We start from the raw sequence: 23,048 nt of genomic DNA on the forward strand, positions 1-23,048 counted from the left end.
GGATCAGCCCGCCTGCCGGGCTGCCATGAACTCGCCAAGGATACGCCCGGTATGGGACCGGGCCACCTGCACCACCGCCTCCGGCGGCCCCGCGGCGACGATCTCGCCACCGCCCTCGCCGCCTTCGGGCCCCAGGTCGATGATCCAGTCGGCCTCGGCCATCAGGTCCAGATCGTGCTCGATCACCAGCACGGTGTGACCGGCGTCGGCCAGACGGTGAAGCACGTGGATCAGCTTTTCCACGTCGGCCATGTGCAAGCCCACGGTGGGCTCGTCGAGCACGTAGAGGGTGTGCTTCTCGGGGGGCAGAGGGCGGCCCGGTCCGGCGGCGGATTCGCCGGCCCGACCGCGCACCTTGGCCAGTTCCGACACCAGCTTGATGCGCTGGGCCTCACCGCCACTGAGGGTAGGGCTGGGCTGGCCGAGGGTCAGGTAGCCCAGGCCCACGTCCTGCAAGAGACGCAGGGGGTGGGCGATGGACGGGTGGGCGGCAAAGAAGTCCACCGCGTCCTCCACCGCCATGTGCAGCACCTCGGCCACGCTCTTGCCCTTCCACTGCACGGTCAGGGTTTCCGGGTTGAAGCGGGCGCCGCCGCAGGCCTCGCAGGGCATCTTCACGTCGGGCAGGAAGTTCATCTCGATGGTGATCTGGCCCTGCCCCTCGCACACCGGGCAGCGCCCGGCGCCCGTATTGAAGGAGAAGCGCGAGGCCGTCCAGCCGCGCATCTTGGCCTCGGTGGTCTCGGCGAAGAGCTTGCGGATGGCGTCCCAGAAGCCGATGTAGGTGGCCGGGCAGGAACGCGGGGTCTTGCCGATGGGAGTCTGGTCCACCTCCAGCAGGCGACCGATCTGCTCGCGCCCGTCCAGGGCCGTGCAGCCCACGGGGGCTGCGGCAGCCAGGCTGGCATGGAGCACGTCGCGGGCGAAGGTCGATTTGCCAGAGCCGGACACACCGGTGACCACCGTCAGGCGCGCCAGGGGCACCCTGGCCGACACGCCCTTGAGGTTGTGCAGGGTGGCATTGCGGACCACCAGGGCCGGGTGGTCGTCAGCCACCGCCCGGCGCGGGGCCAGCGGATGCACCAGCGGGTGGTTGAAGCAGCGCCCGGTGGCCGAATCCGGCGCGGCCATCAGGTCGGCAAGCCGGCCCTGGGCGATGATCTGCCCGCCGCGTACGCCGGCTCCGGGGCCGATGTCGATGACGTGGTCGGCGCGGCGGATGGTGTCCTCGTCGTGTTCCACCACCAGCAGGGTGTTGCCCCGCCCGCGCAGGGCTTCCAGGGTGTCGAGGAGCAGTTGGTTGTCACGCGGGTGCAGGCCGATGGTGGGCTCGTCGAGGATGTAGCAGACGCCGGTGAGGTTGGAGCCAAGCTGGGCCGCCAGGCGGATGCGCTGGGCCTCGCCGCCGGACAGGGTGGGGGCGGCCCGGTCGAGGGCCAGGTAATCCAGCCCCACCTTCCGCAGAAAGTCGAGCCGGCCGCGGATCTCGGCCACCAGGTCGCGGCCGATCTCGGCTTCCCGATGGGCCAGCTGCAGGCCCTCGAAGAAGCCCGACACCTTGCCCACCGCCAAGGAGGCCAGCTCGTGCAGGCCCAGGTCGCGGAAGCGCACGGCACGGGCCACCGGGTTGAGGCGGGCGCCATGGCAGCTCGGGCAGATTTCATCGGATTCGTGTTCGAGTTCGCCCAGGTCCAGTTCGTCCGGGTTCTCCACCTTGCCGGCGATCTTGACGCCGGTGCCGTAGCAGTCGGGGCACCAGCCGTGCTTGGCGTTGTAGGAGAACAGGCGCGGGTCCGGCTCGGGGAAGCTGGTGCCGCACTCCGGGCAGGCGCGCAGCGTAGACAGGGTGGTGAGCACCCCGCCAGGCTCGCCCAGGGGCAAGAGCTTGAGTACGCCCTTGCCATGCTCCAGGGCCGCCGTCACGTAGTCGCGCAGCAGCGGCTCGGTGTCGGCACCCACCTTCACCATGCCCACGGGCAGCTCGATGTTGTGCTCCTTGTAGCGGTCGAGGCGCGGCCACTTTTTGGTGGGCAGATAGTCGCCATCGACACGCAGCTGCTCGAAGCCCTTGCCCCGGGCCCACTTGGCCAGGTCGGTGTAGAGGCCCTTGCGGTTGATGATCAGCGGCGCCAGCAGCTCCACGGACTGGCCGGCGAAGTCGCGCTGGATGTGGGCGACGATGGACTCGAAACTCTGGGGTGTCACCGGCACATCGCAGCAGGGGCAATACTGGGTGCCCAGCTTGGTGTAGAGCAGGCGCAGGAAGGGCTGGATCTCGGTGAGGGTGCCCACCGTGCTCTTGCGCCCGCCGCGGCTGACCCGCTGCTCGATGGCCACCGTGGGCGGAATGCCGAAGATGGCATCCACTTCGGGCCTCGCCGAGGGCTGGGCAAACTGGCGGGCATAGGCGTTGAGGGATTCCAGATAGCGCCGCTGGCCTTCGCCAAACACGATGTCGAAGGCCAGGGTGGACTTGCCCGAACCCGACAGGCCGGTGATGACCGTGAACTGATCCCGGGGAATGTCCAGGCTGATGTTCTTGAGGTTGTGATGGCGGGCGTGGCGGATGGTGATGGCCTGCTCGGCCACCGGCCGGTAGCGCGCTGGCGGCTCGGCCACCACCGGCGCGGCCTGCATGGCCGAGAGCTGGGCGGCGTAGTCGGCCAGGGCCTTGCCGGTGTGGGAGGCGGGCGTGGCGATGAGCGCGGCCGGCGTGCCCTCGGCAACGATCAGGCCGCCACCGCTGCCGCCTTCGGGGCCCAGGTCCACCAGCCAGTCGGCGGCGGCGATCACGTCCAGATTGTGCTCGATGACCACCAGCGAATGGCCGGCATCCAGCAGTTTCTCGAAGGCCGAGAGCAGCCGCGCCACGTCCTCGAAGTGCAGGCCGGTGGTGGGCTCGTCGAACAGGAAGAGCAGACCGGGATCATCGCCCGTGGCCGCTTTCTTCGCTTTTTTAGCCGCGAGCTGGGCGGCCTCGGCCAGGTAGCCGGCCAGCTTGAGGCGCTGGGCCTCGCCGCCGGAAAGGGTCGGCACCGGCTGGCCGAGGCGCAGATACTCCAGGCCGACATCGGCCAGGGGCGCCAGGGCGGCGAGCACGGCTTTCTGGTCGGCAAAGAAGACGAGAGCCTCGGAGACGGTCATCTCCAGTACGTCGGCCACGCTCCGGCCGCGCCACTGCAGGGCCAGGATCTCGGGTCGGTAGCGCTTGCCGTCGCAGTCGGGGCAGCGCAGGTAGACGTCGGACAGGAACTGCATCTCCACATGCTCGAAACCCGAGCCGGTGCAGGTGGGGCAGCGCCCGGTACCGGAGTTGAAGCTGAAGGTGCCGGGGGTGTAGCCCCGGTCCTTGGCCTCATCGAGGTTGGCAAACAGCTTGCGGATGGCGTCCCAGGCGCCCACGTAGCTCACCGGGTTGGAGCGGGCGCTCTTGCCGATGGGCGACTGGTCCACCATTACCACGCCCTTGATGGATTCCACACCGGCAAAGCCGTCGAAGGCGCCCGGCACTTCGGCCGACTGGCCGAAATGCTTGGCCAGGGCCGGGTAGAGCACGTCCTGGATCAGGGTGGATTTGCCCGAACCCGACACGCCGGTGATACCCACCAGGCGCCGCAGCGGGATGGCCAGATCGACGCCCTGCAGGTTGTGCTGGCGGGCGCCCAGCAGCCGGAGGCGGGGCTCGTCTGCCGCCACCGGACGCAGCTGGCGGCGGGCATCGACGCGCTTGCGGCCAGCCAGGTAGGCGCCGGTCAGCGAGGCGGGGTCGTTGGCGATGGCGGTGGGGGCGCCGTAGGCGACGATCTCGCCGCCCCGCTCGCCGGGGCCGGGGCCGATGTCGAGCAGGCGGTCGGCGGCCAGCATCAGCTGGGGGTCGTGCTCCACCACCACCAGGGAGTTGCCGGCGTCCCGCAGGCGTTCCATCACGCCGAGGATGCGGTTGATATCGCGGGGATGCAGGCCGATGGAGGGCTCGTCGAGCACGAACAGGGTATTCACCAGCGAGGTTCCGAGGGCGGTGGTGAGGTTGATGCGCTGCACCTCGCCGCCGGACAGGGTGCGGGACTGGCGGTCCAGGGTGAGGTAGCCCAGGCCCACGTCCTGAAGATACTTGAGGCGGCCCTTGATCTCGCCCAGCAGCAACTCGGTGGCCTCGTCCAGGGGCGCGGGCAGCACCAGCCCGGCCACGAAGGGCACGATTTCGTCCACCGGCCGCCCCATCAGCTCATGGATCGCCCAGTCGCCCCCCGCCGCCGGCAGGCGCCACAACAGGGCATCGGGCTTGAGGCGGGCGCCGTGGCAGGCGGGGCATTCGGTATAGCTGCGGTAGCGCGACAGCAGCACCCGGATGTGCATCTTGTAGGCCTTGCTCTCCAGCCAGTCGAAGAAGTGGCGGATGCCGTACCAGTAGCGCGGCCAGGAGCTGTCCCAGCTCTTCCACTTGGAGTCGCCCTCGAAGAGCCATTCCCGGTGCTCGGCGGGCAGGTCGCGCACGGGGATATCCATGGCCACACCGTACTTTTTCGCCATCTTCACCAGATCGTCCTGGCACTCCTTGAAGCTGGGGCTCTGCCAGGGCTTCACCGCGCCCTCCTCCAGCGTCTTGGACTCGTCCGGCACGACCAGCGAGAAATCCACCCCGATGACCCGGCCGAAGCCCTTGCAGGTCTCGCAGGCGCCGATGGGCGAGTTGAAGGAGAACAGGCTGGGCAGCGGATCGGAGTAGGCGATGTCGCAGTCGGCGCAGTGCAGACCGCTGCTGAACTTCCAGCGCGCCTCGCCGGCATCGGCCAGGGCGTGCACCGACAGGCGGCCGTGCCCGGCAGAGAGGCCGGTCTCCAGGGCCTCCATCACCCGGGCGTGCTCGGCATTGCCGAGGCGGAAACGGTCCTGCACCACATGCAGCGTGTCGCCGTCCCGGGCGTGGATGCGGGTGTAGCCCTGCTGGGCGAGGAGGCCGGTGATCTCCTCGTCGCTGAAGTTGCCCGGCACCGTGACCGGGAAGCTCACCACCAGGCGCGGGTCGCCCGCTGCGGCAGCACGGGCGGACAGGTCTTCGAAGATCGTGGCCGGGGTGTCGCGGCTCACCGGTTTGCCGCAGCAGCGGCAGTGGAGCTTGGCGGCCCGGGCGTAGAGCAGCTTGAAGTGATCGGCCAGCTCGGTCATCGTCCCGACCGTGGAACGGGAGGTGCGCACCGGGTTGGTCTGGTCGATGGCAATGGCCGGGGGTACGCCCTCGATGCGATCCACCTGGGGCTTGTCCATACGGTCCAGGAACTGCCGGGCGTAGGGAGAAAAAGTCTCCACGTAGCGGCGCTGGCCCTCGGCGTACAGGGTGTCGAAGACCAGCGAGCTCTTGCCCGAGCCGGATACCCCCGTCACCACCACCAGCTCGTGGTGGGGGATGTCCAGGGACAGGTTCTTCAGGTTGTTCTGGCGGGCGCCGCGGATGCGGATGGCGCTGGGCCCGGTGGACGGCGGAGCGGAGTCGGAGGGCATGGAGGGCGGGTCGAAAAGGACGCAAGGCGGAATTGTAGGGCCTGTTGCCAGACCCGCCCCACCGGCATCGGTTCCTCCGCCCGCAGCCGACTCAGTGCGGCATCACGCATTGATCACACGATGGGTGACGGCCTCGTCCACCAGGGAGGTGTAGAGCAACACGCGGGTGGCCGGCAGCGCAGCCTGCTGCGCCAGGGCCCGGGCCGTCACGGCCAGCATCGCCGGGCTGTCCGCATCAGCGATCAGCAGCAGCTGCTGGGCGGCACCAATAAGGGCCACGAAGCCCCGCATGACGCGGCCATCCGGCAAGCCCAGCGCCACCCGGGCGCCGACATCCACCTCAGTCCACTCGGCAGGCAGACTCAAGCTGCCAGCAAAGAACTGCTTATGCTTGAGAACGCGTAGCTGGGGCGCATCCTCCAGGGGCGCCAGGGAAGGGCCCTGCGGCGGACGGCCCGTCGGCACAGGTCTTGGCTGACCGGCGATCAGGGCTGTCAGCAAGGCCTTGCACGGCGCCAGCCCCTCGCGGATAGCCAACTCGCCGAGCCCGATGTAACGCAGCCCGTCCTCAAGCCCGGTCAGCAAGGCTGGCAACTGGGCCATCAGCTGTTGCCGGGCGGCCGCATCCGGATTCGGAGGGGTGGCGTCGATCAGGCGCTTGGCCGGTTGCACCCGGGCCACCCATTTGGGCCCACCAGGGCCATAGCGGTAGGCTACTTTGGCCAGAACATGCACCCAGTAGCCTTCGATGAACTCCCGGGCCACCGCATCGGTGGGCTCTGCAGTCATCTCCTGCACGGTCTGGCTGGCCTGGAGCAAGGCCACCTCGCGACGCTCCAGGCGATGGGCGACCTCGATGCAGGCGGCGCCGCGCTCCAGGGCTGCACGCAGACGTGAGTCGAGCAAGGACTCGACACTCTCCAAGAGGCCCAGAAAATCCTTGTCGGCAATCCGCGGTGCCTTGCCGAGAGACTGGGCCAGGCGCAGCAAGGACTGGCACACGGGCAGTTCGGGGGAGGCGTCGGGTGCCATGCTGCGCCCCAGATCAGCAATCAGGTCCAGGACGCGCAAGGCTGGATGGCGGGGTTCCGCCAGCAGGGTGTCACTGCGCAGGGCCAGGCGCAGCAGGGGCACTCGCAGCAGCCCAATGGCCGTGCGGATCGGCGCAGGCAGGTCGGCGGCCTGGGCGGCGTAATTGCACACCGTCTCGATAACCTCGACCGCCACTGCCTGATTCGGCGCCAGCAGCGCCCCCAGCTCGCTTCCGCCCAGAGACGCCGGCACGCCTTCTCCGTATTGCTGCCGCTCGCCCAGCCAGGCTTCAACCCGCTCGACCAATACCGATGCCAGCCCCGCATCCATGCCGCCGGCGCCCCCTGTCACGGCCTCGCGACGAGCCAGCACCGACAGGCGCAGGGACGCCAGAGGGTCGATGGGCAGGCTGCTGCGGGCCGCCATGCCATCGATCCAGACCTCCTCCACGACCGGCTGGCGCACCACCGCAGCAGGTTGAGCCACTGGGGCGACGGGACTGGCGAGATGGTGCTCCAGGGTCCGGTAGAAGCTGCACAGGTGCCTGCACAAGGCTGGCTCAAGCTGTTCGATCAGTTGCAACGCCTCGTCCGCCCGGAGCCTTTCCCGGTCGCGCAGGGCACGCAGAGCCCGGCAGACCACCTCGGGGCCAAGAGGCAACTCATTGCCCAGGTTCAGGCCGAGGGCCTCGAAGACCTCCTTCATGCGCAGATGCAAGGACGCCAGTTCACGTCCGCAGAAGCTGCGGATCCGTTGCTCCAGGTTCATCAGCTCCACGGCCAGATCCATGTCCTGGTCGTGCACCAGGCTTATCCGCGAAGCCGTCAGCCCCTGCACTTGCTCTCCCCATCGCTTGGCCTGCCGACCGGCTAGGTCGTCGAAACAGTCTCCCGCCACCAGGCCCAGCACTTCAGGCCAGTCCGGGTGCCTGAGCGCCTCGTCGGCGGCCTCACGGAGGGTTTGCAGGAATCCTTCACGGCAATAGGCGAGCCGGGCGTCGGCTTGGCCTGGCAAAGAAGCATGAAAAGAATGGGCGCGCTGCATGTGGAGCCGACAAGGGGAATGTCAAACAATGTTATCGAGAAGCACTTGATCGTGCTAATACTCCACAGCTTCAGTGTGACGTACTCCCTGGCCCGATCAGCAACCGGCGCGCAGTAATCCACACAAACACCCCGACCAGCCCCCATTTGGCCCCCGAGCACAGGGCCGACAGGGGGATCGCAATGCTGTCGGCGCCTGGCGGACCGGACAGCAGCGTCAGTTGCAGCAGGTTCTCGCCCAGATCAAACAGGCCGGCGGCCGGCAGCAGCCACGCGGCCCACCGCGCCAGCCTCTGCTCTGCCGGACCGAACAAGCCGCCCCGGCTTGCCAGCAAGTAGCCAAAGGCCGAAAAGATGCCGATATGGAAGAAGTCGTAAGCAAAATGGTCACGATAAGCCTGCCGGCCGGCTTCACCCCAGAGATCGAGTATTTCCCAATACCGACCAGGTGAAAAAGTTAACTGAAGTTCCACCAGATTCGGTCGTAAGTGATGGACCTGTCCGATCAGGTAGGCCTGCGACAAGGCGCAGGCCAACGCAGCCAGGACAAGGGCAGTTTTGGACGATGGCTTCACTGGATCACTCCGAACGGCTTGTATGCAGGGTGTGAAATAGTGACGACATACGGCTGGTGTGTCATTGAATGAACGCGACAAGGCAGTAAAATGATAAAAATAGTAAATTTTATATTTTTATCAAATTCAGAAACGGCTCATAGTTGACTCCCTATGAACACAGCTCTCGCTCCTCGCCCCCTCACCCACAAGGAACTGGAAGAAGCACTGGTTGCCGTCCGCATCCCGGCCTACCCGGCCGTAGTGGCCGAGGTCATGCGCGAAGCCCAGAAGGACGATCCGCAAGTCAAGGTGCTTGCGCGCATCATCGCTTCCGACGTGGGCATGTCCGCCATGGCGGTCAAACTCGCCAACTCGCCCCTCATGGGTGGCGCCAATCCGGTCAAGAGTGTGCAGCAGGCGGTCAACCGCCTGGGCACCAGCAACATCCTGAACGTAGTGATCGCGGTCGCCTTGCACAAATCCACTGAGGGCCTGCCCGAGGATCTGATGGCGCGCTTCTGGGCGCGAAGCTCGACCCTGGCCCTGGCCACCGGCGTGCTTGCCCGCAAGCATGTGGGGATTTCGCCCGAGCTGGCTTACACCTATGCCCTGTTCCACGATGCCGCCATCCCGGTAATGATGCTGAACTTCCAGCGCTACACTGATCACTGCGGCCATCTGCTCGACGACCCGGAAGCGCTCACGGTGCTTGAGCGGGAGCACTTCAAGTGCGACCACGCCGTGGTCGGCTGGCTGCTCGCCCGCAACTGGGGTCTGCCCGACAGCATCGCCGCCGCCATCCGCTACCACCACGATCCAGACGCCTACATCCTCCCCGAGCGGGAGTTGCCGTCCGGAGCCCTCGCTCTGATCGCCCTCACCGTGATCGCCGAGCACGTGATTGCCGACTGCACCGGCAGTGCCGCAGAGGTGGGAAGCCGCAGCGTCGAGAACGCCAGAATCTTCCTCGGCACCTCCGATGCCGACATCGACGAGTTCCGTGAGCTGGTGGCGGCCGTCATGGCATAAACCGGGAGAGCTTCTCCAGATGAAAAAGGCCCGCTGAAACGCGGGCCTTTTGCCTTCATCAGGGGCACCGACTACTCGGCGGCAGCCTTTTTGCGGGTCGCTGGCTTTTTGGCAGCGGCCGGCGCCTTGGGCTCCTTCTTCTCGAACTCGAAGCCCACCTTGCCGTCATCCCCCCGCACCAGAAAAGCGGAGAACTTGCGCTTGGTGCGACTGGAGACGAAACCTCGCAGCAACTCGGTACGCCCGGTATCGAGGAGTTTGTGCATCTGCTCCCGTTCAATGGGCTGCTGCAGGATGACCTTGCCGGAGCGGAAATCACAGGACTTCTCAGGCCCCACGGATTTTCCGCAGACGTAGGACAGGCCGTGCTCATAGACCTGGCTGTTGCACTTGGGGCACAGGCCCAGGGAGTCCTGGCCGGAGAAATCGACGGGCTCCGTGGCCTCGTCCTCCTTCGGCTGACCGAAATCGAACTCAGGCTGCTTATCGTCATTGAGACGGATCTCGGCGTTGAAGAGGCGCCCCATTTTGTTGCGGAAGCCGAGCAGCGGCCCGACCCGGCCGGTGGCGAGCAGGGTTTCGATCTCGGGAATCTCGAACTGGCGGCCGGCTACGATCTTCCAGGCCTGCCAGTCACAAGCCTGGCAGGCGAATTTCTTGTAGTTCTCCTTCACCAGGCCACCACACTTGGGACAGGGCGTCTGCAGAGTGGCGAAATTGCCCGGCACGGTGTCCGACTCATAGCGTTTGGCCCGCTCCACAATGTCGCGGGTCATGGCCTGGATGTGCTCCATGAAGTCGGCACGACTGAGTGCGCCACGCTCCATCTGAGCCAACTTGTGCTCCCACTCGCCGGTGAGCTCCGGCGAGGTGAGCTCGTTGGTACCCAGACCCCGCAACAGCGTGATCAGCGAAAACGCCTTGGCGGTGGGGATCAGCTCCTTGCCGTCGCGCAGCATGTAGGTCTCGCCGATCAGGTTCTCGATGATCTGGGCGCGGGTTGCGGGAGTACCGAGGCCGCGGCCGGCCATGGCGGCACGCAGCTCCTCGTCGTCCACCATCTTGCCGGCGCCTTCCATGGCCGACAGCAGGGTGGCTTCGTTGAAGCGTGCCGGCGGCTTGGTGACCAGCGCCTTGAGCAGGATCTCGTCTGTGCTGACCTTCTCGCCGGGCTCCACCACCACCAGCTGGGGCGCGCCGCCCTCCTCGTCGCTGGCCACCGCGGCCGATTTGCCATACACCGCCAGCCAGCCCGGATTGACGAGGATCTTGCCCTCGGTCTTGAAGGCTTCACCTTCGACCCGGGTAATGCGGGTCGTCACACGATACTCGGCCGCCGGATAGAACACGGCCAGGAAGCGCCGGGTCACCAGATCGTAGATCTTGGCCTCGGCCTCCGACAGGCTCTTGGGGGCCGTACCGGTGGGGATGATGGCGAAGTGATCGGATATCTTGGCGTTGTTGAAGATGCGCTTGTTGGGCCTGGCCCAGCCCTGCTTGACGATCTGGTTGGCAAAGGGTGCGTATTCGTCCGGCAGCCCGCCAAGAATGCCCGGCACCTGCCCGACATAGTCTTCAGGCAGGGCCCGGGCGTCGGTACGCGGGTAGGTCAGCACCTTGTGCTTTTCGTACAGAGCCTGGGCCAGCTGCAGGGTGGTACGGGCCGAGAAGCCGAAGCGGCCGTTGGCCTCGCGCTGCAGGGAGGTCAGATCGAAGAGCAGGGGCGACAGTTGGGTGGAAGGCTTGGACTCCTCCTCCACCGTACCGGTCTTACCCTCGCACTTGGCCTTGATGGCCTCGGCACGGGATTTGTCCCACAGGCGGAAGGCGGTGGCGTGTTCGGCCAGGGGCGCACCCTCTTCTGGCTTCCTGAAACCCTCGTCAAACCAGCGGCCCGCATAGGCACCGGCCTGACAGCCAAAGCTGGCTTCCAGCTCCCAGTAGTCGGTGGGCCGGAAGGCACGGATCTTTTCCTCGCGCTCCACAACCAGCGCCAGAGTGGGGGTCTGCACCCGGCCGACGGTGGTGAGGTGGAAGCCACCGGTCTTGGAGTTGAAGGCGGTCATCGCCCGGGTGCCGTTGATGCCGATCAGCCAGTCACTTTCGGCACGACACACGGCGGCCTCACGCAGACCCTCCACGTCGGCGGCAGCCCGCAGCTGGGCAAAGCCCTCACGGATGGCATTGGCCGTCATCGACTGCAGCCACAGGCGCTGCACCGGCTTGGTGCTGCCGGAATGCTGCACGATGAAGCTGAAGATCAGCTCGCCTTCGCGGCCCGCGTCACAGGCGTTGATCAGGCCGGTGACGTCCTTGCGCTTGATCAGGCGGGTGAGCAGCTTGAGGCGGTCTTCGGTCTTCTCGATCGGATTGAGCGCAAAGTGGGGCGGGATCACCGGCAGGTGGGCAAACGACCACTTGCCGCGCTTGACCTCGAATTCGGCCGGCACGGTCAACTCCAGCAGGTGGCCGACGGCCGACGAGAGGACGTAGTGCTCGGACTCGAAGTAGTCCTTCTCTTTGGTGAAACCACCGAGGGAGCGGGCAATGTCCGCTGCAACCGAAGGTTTTTCCGCAATGATCAGCTGCTTGCTCATGCCTGTGGTGCGCCTTGCGGCGCCTGACTCAGAGGGTGTTGGGGAATCGCCGCGAGTCGGCCCGGGCGCGTGACGCGGAACGCATCTGTGTGGGAATGCAATAGGCGCCTCAAGCACAGGCCGGACATGCGCAACAAATGGACTGCCACCCTTGCAGATTGTTGGAAAGCGCGGCGCATCATACGGAAGCCGACGCCGGGCATGCAAGCCACCAAGGGCTCAAGGCGTCGTCTCAGTGCACCGCGAATGGCGCCTGCTGCTGCTCTTCATCCTCTTCGGACTCGTTGAGCAGTTCGTCGAGGATCAGCCCGTTGATCGGGCGATCCTGCTGCCACAGCACCATCAGCACAATCACCTTGAGGTTCTCAAGCTCGATCTCGGTTTCGCCGAGGGCCAAGGCCCGCTCGACGATCATCTCCCGGCATTCGGAATCAAGGATGCCTGCGTTCTCGAGGAACAGCAGGAAGCCCCGGCATTCCATGCCCAGGCGGATCTGTTCGTCATCGGAGTAGATGCGCAGGGAGCCCGCGCGGGAGAACTGGGCCGGACGCTCGCCGTCAGACAGTTGGCGCAGGCCGGACAACCACTCAAGGGCTTCGGTGATTTCTTCTTCCTCGAAGCCGGCAGCCGTGAGCTTGCGGGCCAGTTGCGCGGGTTCCGGGCACGCATCGGCGTGGACGTAGTTCTCGAAGAGGTACACGAGGATATCGAACATGGCGCGTAGGCCTGAGGCCGGTCATTTTCAGAGACGCTGGAGGCGCCCTCCGGGCAGGCGGGCAACCCGTCCTTCGAGCTCCAGCGATAGCAGAATGGCGTAGAGCGCTTCCGGCGTCAAGCTGGTGCGGTGCACCAGGGTGTCCACATCCACTGGGTCGTGACCCAGAGCAGACAATACCCCGTCCTCGCCCGCCCCCTCCTCCGTCAGTGCCATGTCACGCGCCGGCGCGGCTTCCCGCGGAGTGAAGCGGAGCTCCTCGAGTATGTCTTCGGCACATTCGACGAGCTTCGCCCCGTCGCGGATCAGGCGATGACAGCCTTTCGCCACCGGTGAGTGGATCGACCCCGGGATGGCGAAAACCTCCCGTCCGCAATCGATGGCGAGCCGGGCGGTGATCAGCGAACCACTCTTGACCGCCGCCTCCACCACCAGCACGCCCCGGGCCAGGCCGGCGATGAGCCGGTTGCGACGGGGAAAGTTGTGGGCCAGGGGCCCGATGCCGAGAGGAAACTCGCTGACGATGGCTCCTTCGGCCGCAATCCGTCGGGCCAGATCACCGTTGCGTGCGGGGTAGATCCGGTCGGCGCCGGTACCGATCACCGCCACCGTGCGGCCCGGGCCGCTCAGCCCACCCCGATGCGCCGCCGCGTCGATACCCAGGGCCAGCCCGCTGACGATGCCGAGCCCGGCCCCGGACAGGCTGGCCGCAAAAGCTTCGGCATTAGCCTCGCCCTGGGGCGTGGCGCTGCGCGCCCCCACCACGGCGATGGCGGTATGCGACAACAGGCCCACATCACCCTTTACATAGAGGCAGACGGGCGGATCGGGGATTTCCAGCAAGGCGGCCGGATAGGCGGAATCACCCAGGGTCAGCAGACTGTTGCCGGGTTCGTCGGCCCACCGGAGCGCCCGGTCTACAGCCTCGCCGACATCATGATCGAGCACCAGGCGGGCGGCGGGGCTGCCGACCACCGCCGCGAGCGCGCTATGGCCAGCATCGTAGATGGCATCCGGCAGCCCGAAGGCGGCAAGCAGCTGACGCTGTTGCGCCGGGCCGAGGCCCGGCGTCAGGGTCAGGCGCAACCAGGATGCAAGGGGATGGCGCTCCGACAAGTAGAGCCCCAGGGCCTCAGGGCTTGCGGACGCTGTCGGCGACGGCGGCAGGGCCGTCACTTTCCATCACCAGCGCGTAGGCCAACCGGTCGAAGACCCGGAACACGAAGGCCAGGCCGTAGCGATGCTCGGGCAACCTGTAGCGCTGGGCAGGCCCGACGTTATCTTCCCGGTAAACCGTTTCACCCCGGTTGCGGTGGAGCGCCAGCACATGGCCTACCTCGATCTGGTCACGCTTGCCTAAGCTCACGGCCACCACATCATGACGGCCAGCCCCCCCCACCCCGTTGTAGATGGAGACCACACGGCCGCTCACGTCCTGCTCGGGGGCATGGGGCACATAGCTGGGCAGTTCGGGGCGCCCGGCGGGCAGCAGGCGGTCGCCCTTGCCGATCTCCTGTTTGAAGGAGGTGACCACCAGACTGGCCGGAATGGGCGAGCCCTGGCCAGCCGCGACTGCATCGCCTGCGGCGAGATCAGGAACGAGCACTCCGGCTCCCGAGCTGACCCGTGCTTGCCCCAGATACGCGGCCTCGAACCCAAGGAGCTCACCGCTGACCGGATCCTTGAGGGGCTTGGCCTTGCGATAGACGTTCCAGTTGCGGACTTCCGGATCGATGCGGGTGGCGAAGATCGTATCGCCAGGGCTGGTAAACACGCGGCCTTCCTGGGTTGCCACGACGATGCCGGCAGCGGCATCGTCGGCATCGTCGACAACCAGGGGCTCCGACAGGAAGGGCGCGATGGCCCGCAAGGGAATGCTCTGGATTGCAACCCGCGCCGGCTCGGAATAGACCTGCGGGAAACGTTTTTCGTAGAGGGCGCGGTCGCCGGCTCCACCGATCCGCTTGCCCAGCTTCAGGGTCGGACCGTTGCGGTCGAGAACGACAATCTGGCCGGGATAGATGAGATGCGGATTGCGGATCTCTTCCCGGTTCAGGCGCCAGACTTCGGGCCAGCGCCAGGGCTCGCGCAGGAACTTGCCGGAAATGCCCCAGAGGGTGTCACCCGACACCACCACGTGGCTGTCGGGCGCGTCGTCGGCCAGCCGGATCGGGCCGGCTGCGCTGGCGCCAGCCGGAACCAGGGCGGCGACGCCAATGAGGAGGGCGGATATAATGCGGATCATGGGAGTTGCGCTCGCTTTCGGCGGACAGTTGCGCCGCATCGTGGGCAGTCTGAGTTGCGGAGCCTGATGCCCTCTCCTTCAAGACGCAGGCATCGCATATTTCGCTCAAAATTCTGCACGTAAAGTCTTCATCCGGCAATATTTATGGCTCTTCTACCGATTCTCCGCTACCCCGACCCGCGCCTTCACACCCGTGCAGCCCCCGTGCATGAAGTGAACGACGAAATCCGTCAACTGGTCGCCGACATGGCGGAAACCATGTACGAGGCTCCAGGCATCGGTCTGGCCGCCACTCAGGTGAACGTGCACCAGCGCGTGGTGGTCATCGACACCTCGGAAGACAAATCGGCCCTGCTGGCGCTGATCAACCCCGAGATCATCGCCCGATCCGGCGAACAGGTCTGTGAGGAAGGGTGTCTGTCGGTACCCGGCATCTACGACAAGGTTAGCCGTTCCGAGACGGTACGGGTACGCGCCCTTGACCAGCACGGCAAGACCTTCGAGCTCGACGCCGAGGGCCTGCTGGCCGTATGCATTCAGCACGAACTTGACCACCTGGAAGGCAAGGTCTTCGTCGAATACCTGTCGCAGCTCAAACAGACCCGCATCAAGGGCAAACTGGCCAAGAAGGCCCGGATCACCGCCTGATGAAAGTCGCTTTCGCCGGAACCCCCGAGTTCGCTGCTGTCGCCCTCGAAGCCATCCTCGCCGCCGGTTTCGAAGTCCCCCTGGTCCTGACCCAGCCCGATCGCCCGGCCGGACGCGGCATGCAACTGCAGCCCAGCCCGGTCAAGCAGGTGGCCGTGGCCGCCGGCATCCCGGTGCACCAGCCCGAAAAGCTGCGCACTGCCGAGCAACAGGCTCCCCTGGCCGAAGCTGGCGTCGACGTGCTGGTGGTAGCCGCCTACGGCATCATCCTGCCCCAGGCCGTGCTTGACCTGCCCCGCCACGGCTGCCTGAACATCCACGGCTCACTGCTGCCCCGCTGGCGGGGCGCTGCGCCCATCCATCGGGCCATTCAAGCCGGCGACACCGAAACCGGCATCACCATCATGCAGATGGATGCGGGGCTCGACACGGGGCCGATGCTGCTCAAGCGCGCCGAAGCGATCAAGGCCGACGACACCACTGGCAGCCTCCATGACCGCCTGGCCTGGCTGGGCGCCAGGATGATCGTCGAAGCCCTCGAAGCCCTGCCCGGCGGCCTTGCCGCCACGCCCCAGCCAGCTGACGGAGTCACCTATGCCGCCAAGATCGGCAAGGCCGAGGCCGTGGTGGACTGGAGCCGTCCGGCGGTCGAACTCGAACGCATGGTCCGCGCCTTCAACCCCTTTCCCGGCGCCATCGCCACCCACGGGGAGACGCCGATCAAGCTGTGGCGGGCCCGGGCCATCGACGCCAGCGGCACGCCGGGCGAGGTGCTACTGGCCGAAGGTGCCGGCGTGATCGTGGCCTGCGGCGAAGGCTCCCTGTGCATCACCGAACTGCAGAAGCCCGGCGCCAAGCGCCTCTCTGCCGCCGACTTCCTGCGCGGCATGCCGATTGCCGTGGGCAGCCGCTTCACCTGAAGCGGCGTCCAGCCCATTGAATCTTTTGCGATTCGCCCCATCTAAGCCTTCGCTTTCCGCTTAACTTCGAAAGGACGGATAAACGCAATGCTCGGCAACTGGCTCAAGACTTCCATCCTCATGGCCGGGATCATCGCCCTCTTCGGGGCGATAGGTGCCATGATCGGCGGGCAGTCGGGGATGCTTCTCGCGCTGGTTTTTGGCGGTGCGATGAACGTCTTCTCGTACTGGTTTTCGGACAAGATGGTCCTGCGCATGTACAACGCGCAGGAGGTGGACGAGACCAGCTCCCCCTACCTCTACAACATGGTGCGTGAGCTCGCCGGGCGTGCCCAGCTGCCCATGCCCAAGGTCTACATCATCCACGAAGACCAGCCCAACGCCTTCGCCACCGGTCGCAACCCCGACAACGCCGCAGTGGCCGCCACCAGCGGCATCCTGCAGATGCTCAGCGAGCGCGAGCTACGGGGGGTGATGGCCCATGAGCTGGCCCATGTGAAGCACCGGGACATCCTGATCTCCACCATTTCGGCCACCATGGCGGGCGCCATCTCCGCCTTGGCCAACTTCGCCATGTTCTTCGGCGGGCGCGACGAGAACGGCCGACCGGGCAACCCCATCGCCTCCATCGCCGTCGCCTTGCTGGCCCCCCTGGCGGCCAGCCTGATCCAGATGGCCATCTCCCGCGCCCGGGAGTTCGAGGCCGACCGCGGCGGCGCCGAGATTGCCGGCGACCCGAACGCGCTGGCCGATGCCCTGCTGAAGATCGACGCCTTCGCCCGCGGCATCCCCATGCACACCGCCGAGGCCCACCCGGAAACCGGTCAAATGATGATCATGAACCCCTTGTCCGGTGGCGGCCTGCGTGGTCTGTTCAGCACCCACCCGGCCACCGAGGAACGCGTGGCGCGCCTGCGTGCCCTGGTGCTGCGGCGCTGATCCGGCCGCTGCCCTGACTGACGAACCCGGCCCCGGCCGGGTTCTTTTTTTCAGCCTGGCGGCACAAGGGGCAGCACCACCCGGAAGCAGCTCCCCTTGCCCGGCGTGCTGCTCACCTCAAGGCGCCCGCCGTGCCGGCTCACGATGCGGTAGGCGGACGACAGCCCCAGGCCCCGCCCCTGCCCCACCGGGCGGGTAGTGAAGAAAGGCTCGAAGATGCGCCCCCGGGTCGCCTCGTCCATGCCGCAACCGTCGTCCTCCACCTCCACCACCAGGCTCCCGTCCTGACGACGGGCACGCACTGCGATCGTGCCCGGATCGCTCCCCAGGGCCTTCCCGGCATTGTCTAGCAGGGCCTTGAAGGCCTCCCCAAGCAAGGTGGGATTGACCGCCATGTCTGGCAGGCTCGCGTAGCTCCGTACCACCTCCTGGCCGGGCTGGCGCGTGCTGGCGGTGGCCTGGATCGCCTCGTTGAGCATCTGTGCCGGGGCAACCTGGCGGGTCTCGGCGGGGCCTGCGCTGGCAAAATCCTGCAGGGCATGGACGATATCGGACACCTGCCCCAGCCCCCGGTTGGATTCCGCCACCAGGGTCGGCAGATCCTCGCGCATGAAGTCCAGGTCGGTGCCGTCCCGGGCAGCCGCCCAGGCGTCGGCATTGCGCCCACCCGCTGCCAGGCGGTCGGCCGTATCCACCAGAGCCAGCAGGCGCTCCGCATACTCGCGCAGGGTGCCCAAATTGGAGGCCACATAACCCAGGGGCGTGTTGATCTCGTGGGCAACACCGGCCGCCAACTGGCCAACAGCTGCCAGCTTGTCGGCCTCCAGCAGGCGATCGCGGGTCTCCTGCAGGGACGCCAGGGTGTGGCGCAGGGTCTGGTTGGCGGCAGTCAGCTCGGCAGTCCGCTCCGTCACCCGCTGCTCCAGTCTGACATTGATGCGGGCCAGTTCGCTGTTGCGCTCGGCCACCAGTCCGAGCAGGTTGTGCACCGCAGTGATCAGCGCCGTGTTGCCCGGATCGCTGCTGTAACCGGCTGCAGCCTCGAAGGCCTCTGCCGGGGTGCTCCCTGCCGCCACCGCTCGCAGCTGACGGGCCATGCTCTGATCGGTATCGAGAATGTGGAAGGTCAGCCAACTGGAGACGAAGCGATGCAGCATCGGCACGGCCCTGGCGGGGTCGGTGCTGTGACGCATCTCCGCCACCTGGGCCACAAAGTCGGCGTGGCTCTGGCGATGGCTGCGGAGGTGGCGCTCATCAAGGCCCGTTCGGGCCATCAGCGCCTCTTCGGCGGTGAAGTGATGGAGTGCATAGCTGCCGAGGCCATCGAGCACGTGGGACAGCTCGGCCGGTTTGATCTCGCTGCCAGTGGCTGCTCGCTGGGCCAGGGCATTCACCAGGTCCACCAGCTTGTGATGCTGGGCGTCCACCTCACCAAAGCCGGTTTCGAAATAGTCGGCCCACTGGAAGGGTGTGATCCGTGGGACGCCGCTCATGGCTTCTCTTCCCCGTCACGGTCAAGTTGCCGGCCGATGGCCTTGAACAGATCATGCAGGGCCAGCCCCAGCCCGGCCACCAGGTCGGCCAGCTCTTCCGGGGAGCGCTCCGCCCGGGCAGCCTGGCACACGGCGTCAGCCAGGCTGCTCACCCGCACCGCCCCGACGTTGCCAGCCGACCCCTTCAGAGCATGGGCCAGGCGGGTGATCTCGGCGATGTCGCCGGCAGCCAGGCAGGCAGTCAGGCGCTCGGCGACGCTTCCATGGGTATCGACAAAGATACCCAGCAGACGCAGATAGGTGGGCCATTTGCCCCGGACAATGCGCAAGCCACGCTCCACGTCGAGGTCGTCGGCCATGCCCCCGCCAGCGACGGCCACCGCCGGCGCCGACTGCGGCCCCACCGGTCCGGTCTTGCCCCCCGGGCGCCACTTCATGAGCATCTGGCACAGGGTCTCGGGCTCCACCGGCTTGGCCAGAAAGTCGTTCATGCCGGCCGCGATGCAGGCATCCTGGTTCTCGTCAAAGACATTGGCAGTCATTGCCACGATGGGGGTCCGGGCATAGCCATCAAGACAGCGGATGCGGCGGGTGGCCTCAAGGCCGTCCATGACAGGCATCTGCATGTCCATCAGGATCACCGCATAGGCATTGAGGCGAGCCAGTTCCACGGCCTCCGCACCATTGGCCGCCCGGTCGATGATCAGGCCGAGGTCGCCGAGCATTTCCACCGCAACCTCCTGGTTTAGGAGATTGTCCTCGACGAGCAAGACCCGCGCACCCTGCAGGCTGAGGGCCGCATCCACCAGAGTCTCCACCGGCGCCTCCGAAGCGCTCAGGGGCAGGGCCACCCCAGGACGCTTGGTCAGGCGGGCAGTAAACCAGAAGGTGCTGCCCCTGCCGGGCGTGCTGTCCACCCCCGCCTCACCGCCCATCAGCTCGGCCAGATGGCGGGTCAGGGCCAGCCCCAGGCCGGTACCGCCATAACGGCGGGTGGTGGAGGCATCCGCCTGCTCGAAGGACTGGAACAGACGGGGCTGATGCTCGGGTGCAATGCCGATGCCGGTATCAATCACTTCAAAACGCGCCAGCAGATCACCCTCCCCCTCCTCCAGCACCCGGGCCTGCAGGCTGACGCAACCTTGCTCGGTGAACTTCACTGCATTGCTGAGGTAGTTCAGCAGGGCCTGACGCAGGCGAGTCACGTCACCCCGCAGCACTGGCGGCAGGCCGTCGGTGTCAGACCGAAACTCCAGGTGCTTCGCGGCCAGGCGCTCCTGGATCAGGGAGTGGGCCTGATTGAAGAGCACGCCGGGGGCAAAGTCGATGGACTCCAGGGTCAGCTTGCCGGCCTCGATCTTGGAGATGTCGAGAATGTCGTTGATGATCGACAGCAGGTGGCTGCCGGCATTGCGGATCTTGTTGAGACGATCCTGCTGGGCGGGCTGCAAGGGACTGCGTTCAAGCAGGCGGGCCAGCCCGAGGATGGCGTTCATGGGCGTCCGGATTTCATGGCTCATATTGGCCAGGAAGGCGGTCTTGGCCTGGCTCGCCAACTCGGCCTTCTTCCGCGCCTCGGCCAGCTGGGCCGTACGCTCGGCCACCAGATCCTCCAGATGCTGGTGGTAGAGATCGAGCTGGGCATCGAGCTTGCGGGTCTCGGTGACATCGAAGAAGGTTGCCAGAAGGCTGTCGCCCACCAAGGCACCCGATACCATCAGGGTGCGCACCTCCTCCGTGCGGCAGGTGATGCGGAACTCGAAGGGCTCCACTGCACGCTGATTGGCTCTGGCTTCACACAGGGCCGCATCCCAGGTGGCCTGAGCCCAACTCCGATAGTCCGGGTCGGGGTAGGCCAGGCGCCACCAGGTTTCCATGTCGGGCACATCGGCGAGGGTGTAACCGAGGGTCTCGGTGAAACTGCGGTTGATATCCACGACCACGCCGTTCGCCCCAACCAGGGCCAGGGGCATCGGTGCCACCTCGAAAAGCTGACGGAAACGGGCCTCACTGTGGCGCAGGGCCGACTCCTCCCGATGCCGGGTGATGGCGATGGCGGCCACGTCGGTGGCCAGGGCGATCTGCTCCAGGTGGTCTTCCGCCGGCCGCGAGACCACCGCCGGATACAGGGCAAAGGTGCCCAGCACGCTCCCGTCGCGGCTGAAGATAGGGGTGGACCAGCAGGCCTTCAGGCCGAAACCCGCGGCCACCTCGGCATAGGCGGCCCACAGCGGGTCGCGGGAGATGTCCTCGACGATCACCGGTGCGCGCCGCCAGGCGGCCGTTCCGCAGGAGCCCACCGCCTCGCCGATGCTGACCCCGTCCACCCACTGGTTGTAGGCATCGGGCAGGCTGGGGGCCGCCCCGTGGCGCAGGTGCTCGCCGTCGGGATCGAGGAGCAGGACGGAGGCCCGCACCCCGCTCAGCTGGGCTTCGACTCCGCGCACCAGGGTATCCAGGGTGTCCGCCAGGCTGGCCCCGGAGGCCACCATTTCAAGCACCTGGCGCTGGGTGGTGAGAGCCACCTCGACGCGCCGGCGCGCCGTGACATCCGTCCAGGCACCGACGATCTCGAGCTCGCCCGGGCTACCGGCAGTCCCATCCCGTTCAAGCCGCAGCTCGTCGCGCACCCACACGTAGTCGCCATCCTTACGGGCAAAACGGTATTCATGGGAGATCTGCCGGAGCCGGGGCAGACGCCGCGACATGGCCACGACCCGGGCCCGGTCATCCGGATGGATGTGGGCCTCCCACCAGCCCGGGGCCAGGACTTCGACGGTGGTGAAGCCGAAAATGCGCAGGATGTTGTCCCCGACCATCATCGGCACCGTCTGGCCGTCGACGATCCGCAGGGAATACAGGATGGTCGGGCTGGCCTCGACCAGGTGGCGCAGCTTCAGCTCCGCGGAGCGCTGCAGGCGCTGGGCCTCGTCCCGGGCGATACGGTCGCGCAGGGCGCGGATGCCGAAGGACAGATCACCGCTCAGATCGGTGAGCAGGCGGATCTCCTCCTCGTCGAAGGCCTCGATCTCCTCGGCGTAAACCGACAGGGCCCCCAGGCAGCTGCCCTCAGCGGTAAGTAGCGGCAGCGCACAGGACGAACGGTAGCCACGCTGCACGGCCTGCTCCCGCCAGGGATGGAAGCCGGGGTCGGCGAGCAGGTTGCGGCACATCACCGGGCGTCGTTCGCGGATCGCCGTACCGGTCGGGCCCCGCCCCGCGTCAGTGTCGCCCCAAGACAGCGTCAGGGTGTCGAAATAGCCGGCATTCACCCCCGCATCGGCCACTGGCGTCACCGTCTTGTCCGCATCGTTCCGGGCATAGCCGATCCAGGCCATGCGGTAGCCGCCGTATTCCACCATCAGTCGGCAGATATCCTGCAGCAGCGCCTGCTCGTCGGTGGCCCGGGCCAGGGCCTGGTTGCATTCGGAGACGGTGCGCAGGGCCCGGTTGGCTCGCCGCAGACTGAGCTCGGCACGCTTGCTGTCGGTGATGTCGCTCCAGATCGCCGCCAGGTACTGGTGCCCATCCCCCAGGGTGATGCCCCGGGCGTGCACCCGCACATCGCGGACGGCGCCGCTGGCATGGCGATGCCGGGTCTCGATGGTCAGCCCCTCCGGGCTCAGCATCTGCCCCACATAGCGGGCCATCAGCTCCGGACTCAGCTCACAGTCGATGGCCGCGATCGTCAGCTCGGCAAACGCGGCCCGGCTATAGCCCAGATTGCGGTGGGCCGCGTCGTTGAACTCGACAAAGCGGCCGCTCCGGGCGTCCACCAGGGCGATAGAGTCCGGCGCCTGCCCGACGATGCTCGCAAAGATCTCCTCCCGTTCACGCAACGCCTCCTGGGCGCGCCGGGTGTCGGTAATGTCCCGAGCCACCCCGAGCACCCCCACCAGCTGCCCCTCGGCGTCGTACATCGGCGTCTTGAGGGTCTCCACCCGCTCCCGGTGGCCATCGTCGGCAAACACCAGCTCTTCCTCGTTACGCACCGGGCGCCCGGCATGAATGGCCGCCAGGTCGTTGCGGCGGAAGCTGTCCGCCATGTCCCAGGGCACGAATTCATAGTCGCTGCGGCCGATGATGTCCGCCTCCCGCGCACCGAAGAAGCGCTCGAAACGCGGGTTGCAGGCCAGGTAAACGCCGTCCGGGTCCTTCAGCCACACCAGGTCGGGCAGCGCCCGCACCAGCGCCTTGAGGAAAGCGCGTTCCTGCTCCAGGCTGCGGACGAGCCCCTCGCCCTCCCCGGCAAGAGGCATGGCAGCCGGAGCCGGCGCGGCGCGCGAGGTCGGATCCTCAGGAGGGGAAGCGGGCGGGAGGGTCATTCAAGA

Annotated in this window: 13 protein-coding genes; 4 read left to right on the plus strand and 9 right to left on the minus strand. The window is 66.8% G+C overall.

What is annotated here, in order from left to right:
- Positions 1–3: 3 nt before the first annotated feature.
- The 3 genes from uvrA to PHI64_RS04775 form a co-directional block, all read right to left on the minus strand.
- Positions 4–5,499: an excinuclease ABC subunit UvrA gene (uvrA, locus tag PHI64_RS04765; protein WP_299879395.1), complete on the minus strand. Its 5,496-nt coding sequence runs from the start codon at positions 5,497–5,499 to the stop codon at positions 4–6.
- 102 nt (positions 5,500–5,601) lie between these two features.
- Positions 5,602–7,575 (minus strand): DUF1631 family protein, encoded by a 1,974-nt coding sequence (locus PHI64_RS04770; protein ID WP_299879398.1) that lies wholly within the window; start codon positions 7,573–7,575, stop codon positions 5,602–5,604.
- A gap of 70 nt (positions 7,576–7,645) precedes the next feature.
- Positions 7,646–8,149, minus strand: a complete 504-nt coding sequence (locus tag PHI64_RS04775) for a hypothetical protein (protein ID WP_299879401.1) — start codon at positions 8,147–8,149, stop codon at positions 7,646–7,648.
- 153 nt (positions 8,150–8,302) lie between these two features.
- On the opposite strand from PHI64_RS04775, the gene PHI64_RS04780 reads away from it, so the two are divergent.
- On the plus strand, positions 8,303–9,160 hold the full coding sequence (locus PHI64_RS04780) for an HDOD domain-containing protein (protein ID WP_299879404.1): 858 nt from the start codon (positions 8,303–8,305) through the stop codon (positions 9,158–9,160).
- Between the two features lie 71 nt (positions 9,161–9,231).
- Here the strand turns inward: PHI64_RS04780 and PHI64_RS04785 are convergent, their stop codons facing one another.
- The 4 genes from PHI64_RS04785 to PHI64_RS04800 form a co-directional block, all read right to left on the minus strand.
- Complete coding sequence (locus tag PHI64_RS04785) at positions 9,232–11,757, minus strand: DNA topoisomerase III (protein WP_299879407.1); 2,526 nt, start codon at positions 11,755–11,757, stop codon at positions 9,232–9,234.
- Between the two features lie 232 nt (positions 11,758–11,989).
- The gene (locus PHI64_RS04790; protein ID WP_296570688.1) at positions 11,990–12,472 is read right to left on the minus strand and encodes a DUF494 family protein; all 483 of its coding nucleotides are present in this window, start codon (positions 12,470–12,472) and stop codon (positions 11,990–11,992) included.
- Between the two features lie 27 nt (positions 12,473–12,499).
- On the minus strand, positions 12,500–13,588 hold the full coding sequence (gene dprA, locus PHI64_RS04795; RefSeq protein ID WP_299879722.1) for a DNA-processing protein DprA: 1,089 nt from the start codon (positions 13,586–13,588) through the stop codon (positions 12,500–12,502).
- A gap of 16 nt (positions 13,589–13,604) precedes the next feature.
- Entirely contained in the window at positions 13,605–14,717 is a 1,113-nt protein-coding gene (locus PHI64_RS04800) for a LysM peptidoglycan-binding domain-containing protein (RefSeq protein WP_299879412.1), read from the minus strand.
- A gap of 144 nt (positions 14,718–14,861) precedes the next feature.
- On the opposite strand from PHI64_RS04800, the gene def reads away from it, so the two are divergent.
- The 3 genes from def to htpX all read left to right on the plus strand — a co-directional run bounded on the left by def (position 14,862) and on the right by htpX (position 17,224).
- Positions 14,862–15,365 (plus strand): peptide deformylase, encoded by a 504-nt coding sequence (gene def / locus PHI64_RS04805; protein ID WP_299879415.1) that lies wholly within the window; start codon positions 14,862–14,864, stop codon positions 15,363–15,365.
- Positions 15,365–16,285 carry a methionyl-tRNA formyltransferase gene (fmt, locus tag PHI64_RS04810; RefSeq protein WP_299879418.1) on the plus strand — a complete coding sequence of 307 codons (921 nt, stop codon included), beginning with the start codon at positions 15,365–15,367 and terminating at the stop codon, positions 16,283–16,285. Before def ends, fmt begins: the two co-directional genes overlap by 1 nt.
- Positions 16,286–16,372: 87 nt before the next feature.
- Positions 16,373–17,224, plus strand: a complete 852-nt coding sequence (htpX, locus tag PHI64_RS04815) for a zinc metalloprotease HtpX (RefSeq protein ID WP_299879421.1) — start codon at positions 16,373–16,375, stop codon at positions 17,222–17,224.
- A gap of 50 nt (positions 17,225–17,274) precedes the next feature.
- Here htpX and PHI64_RS04820 read toward each other — a convergent pair whose 3' ends face one another.
- Together PHI64_RS04820 and PHI64_RS04825 are read right to left on the minus strand one after the other, a co-directional pair.
- Positions 17,275–18,717, minus strand: a complete 1,443-nt coding sequence (locus PHI64_RS04820) for a bacteriohemerythrin (RefSeq protein ID WP_299879424.1) — start codon at positions 18,715–18,717, stop codon at positions 17,275–17,277.
- Positions 18,714–23,042 carry a PAS domain S-box protein gene (locus PHI64_RS04825; RefSeq protein WP_299879426.1) on the minus strand — a complete coding sequence of 1,443 codons (4,329 nt, stop codon included), beginning with the start codon at positions 23,040–23,042 and terminating at the stop codon, positions 18,714–18,716. Before PHI64_RS04825 ends, PHI64_RS04820 begins: the two co-directional genes overlap by 4 nt.
- Positions 23,043–23,048 lie beyond the last annotated feature (6 nt).

The organism is Zoogloea sp. (assembly GCF_028689785.1).
In the GTDB taxonomy this organism is placed as follows: domain Bacteria; phylum Pseudomonadota; class Gammaproteobacteria; order Burkholderiales; family Rhodocyclaceae; genus Zoogloea.